A 2,424-nucleotide genomic window follows, 5' to 3' on the forward strand; every position below is an offset into this window, starting at 1 on the left:
ACATCGCCGGCTTTCAGCGCGAGCGCCGCCATCACCTCGGCCAGCAAAACCGGCTGGTGCGGGGCGGCGCTCACTGCGGGCGCTCCTGCGGCAGGCCGCGCGCCTGCATCTCGCCGGCCACCAGCGCCCGCTGCACGGCGGTCAGGTTGGCGTGGTCGCGGAAGGTCCACGGGTCCCACAGCTCGAAATAGTCGAAGCCGGCGGCAAACCAGACATGGCTGGAAATCCCGCCTAGGCCCTTCAGCAGCGCGGGCATCACCACGCGGCCGGCATCATCGATGCCTAGCTTCTGCATGAAGCCGGCCAGCGCCGTGTTGTCGGTGTAGGCGGCATCGGCCATGCCGTCGGCATGGCGCGCGGCCACGCGCTCGCGCAGCACGGCGCTGTACCCCTCGTCATAAGCCATCAGGCACGGGCGCCCCGCATGGCCGGGGCCCACCAGCACTTCGCGACCGCTGTTGCGGGCGGCCAGCACGGCGCGAAAGTCAGCCGGGATCGACAGCCGCGACTTGGCGTCGACGGCATTCAATCCAAAGCCAAAGAAATTCGCTGTGCTCACCGCAGTGCTTACCCACGTCCCCCGGTCGCGGAACCGGGGGACTTGCGCCCTCACCGCGATCAACTGGCCGGCAGGGCCATCCGATCGGGGCAGGACAACAGGCAAGCCACCCGCATTCCGCTGTGGAAAACGGGTGTATCATGGGATTTCATGGGCCTCAATGGAATCTCATGGGCCAGGCACCCCATAAATGGGGATATCCTTGGGCAATTCGCCCCATCGCGGGCGATGTTCTTGTCCTGTTCCAGGCCAAATCAGCCTGTGGACAAGTCTGTGGGGCGCAACGCCTGCGCAGATCATGGGATTTGGCCCCACCGGGCCAGGGGATTCGCTGCGAAATGGGGGTGGCAGGCGCCGGGCGCTGTCGAGTCGCGCCAGCCGCGCCGGGCTCACTAGCGGTCAGTGGGGCGGCTGGCCGGCCCGGGGGCGACGCCCAGCACGGCCAGCGATTCCCCGGCGCCCGGCCGCTGTGCGCGGCCAACCGGCCCGACGCTGGCCGCCGCGATCATCACCACCAGGAAAATGGTGGCAAGGCCGGTGAGGCCCCAGCGCAGGCGGTCGCCGCTGCGGGCGGCGGCAACCCTGGCGCGGGCACGTGGTTCGGCGTGGTTCATCGTCGCTCTGTTTACCCGCTTGGCTCAGGCCGGGGCAAGGCCCTTGGCGGCCAACCAGTCCGGGTTGTAAATCGTTGAAAGATAACGCAATCCACTATCGCACAGGATGGTGGCGACAACATGGCCCGGCCCCAGCGCCCGCGCCAGCCGCACCGCGCCGGCCACGTTGATGCCCGACGACAGGCCCAGGCACAGGCCCTCCTCGGCGTTCAGCCGGCGCACCCAGTGCATCCCCTCGCTGTCCGGCACGCGGAACTGGGTGTCGACCACCAGGCCATCAAGATTGCCGGTGATGCGCGACTGGCCAATGCCTTCCGACACGCTCGAGCCTTCGGCCTTCAGCTCGCCATGGGCGTAATAATTGTAGAGCGCGGCGCCTTCGGGGTCGGTCAGCGCGATGGTGATGTCGGGCTTTTCGGCGCGCAGGCCGAGCGCCACGCCGGCCAGCGTGCCTCCGGTGCCCACCGCGCAGGTGAAGCCGTCGATCCGCCCGTTGGTCTGCTGCCACATCTCGGGCGCCGTGGTGCGGATATGGGCCAGCCGGTTGGCCACGTTGTCGAACTGGTTGGCCCAGATGGCGCCCGGCGTCTCTTCGGCCAGCCGGCGCGATGTGTGCACATAATGGGCCGGGTTGGCATAGGGCGCGGCCGGCACCAGCACGAGTTCGGCGCCCAGCGCCCGCAGCGTGTCCTGCTTCTCGCGGCTCTGGGTTTCCGGCATCACGATGATGGTGCGATAGCCGCGCGCCGCGCCCACCAGCGCGAGGCCGATGCCGGTGTTGCCGGCAGTGCCCTCCACGATGATGCCGCCGGGCTTAAGCAGGCCCTGGCTCTCCGCATCCTCGATGATGCCCAGCGCGGCGCGGTCCTTCACGCTGCCGCCGGGGTTCAGGAACTCGGCCTTGCCCAGGATGGTGCAGCCGGTCTCGGCGCTGGGGCCCTTCAGCGCGATCAGCGGCGTGTTGCCGATCAGGCTGATGATGTCGGTGGCGATGGTGCTGCTGCTTGCCATGGCCTCCTCTACCGCGCTTGGCCTGCCGCCTACAAGGAAGCTTCTGTTGATGCCGCCCCAAGCCCGGCTAGAGTGTCGGGCGATGGCTCGACTGATCTTCCGGCTGGCTGTGGCGGCGGGCGTGCTCGCCGCGGGGTGCAGTGCGCCGCCACCGGGCGGTGATCTCACCGTGGTGGTGGCGGGCGATCCCGCGCCGGCGGCGGCGCTCACCGATGCGCTGGTGGCAGAGGCCACCAGCGC

General features: G+C 69.2%; 3 protein-coding genes. All 3 read right to left on the reverse strand.

Going from position 1 to position 2,424, the window contains the following annotated elements:
• Positions 1 to 70: 70 nt before the first annotated feature.
• Entirely contained in the window at positions 71 to 559 is a 489-nt protein-coding gene (locus GJV64_RS13700) for a division/cell wall cluster transcriptional repressor MraZ (protein WP_164157946.1), read from the reverse strand.
• A 392-nt stretch (positions 560 to 951) separates the two neighbouring features.
• On the reverse strand, positions 952 to 1,173 hold the full coding sequence (locus GJV64_RS13705; RefSeq protein WP_164157948.1) for a hypothetical protein: 222 nt from the start codon (positions 1,171 to 1,173) through the stop codon (positions 952 to 954).
• A gap of 24 nt (positions 1,174 to 1,197) precedes the next feature.
• Positions 1,198 to 2,184, reverse strand: a complete 987-nt coding sequence (locus GJV64_RS13710) for a cysteine synthase A (protein WP_164157950.1) — start codon at positions 2,182 to 2,184, stop codon at positions 1,198 to 1,200.
• Positions 2,185 to 2,424: the final 240 nt, after the last annotated feature.

The sequence above is a fragment of the Sandarakinorhabdus rubra genome (assembly GCF_010994245.1).
Classification (GTDB): domain Bacteria; phylum Pseudomonadota; class Alphaproteobacteria; order Sphingomonadales; family Sphingomonadaceae; genus Sandarakinorhabdus; species Sandarakinorhabdus rubra.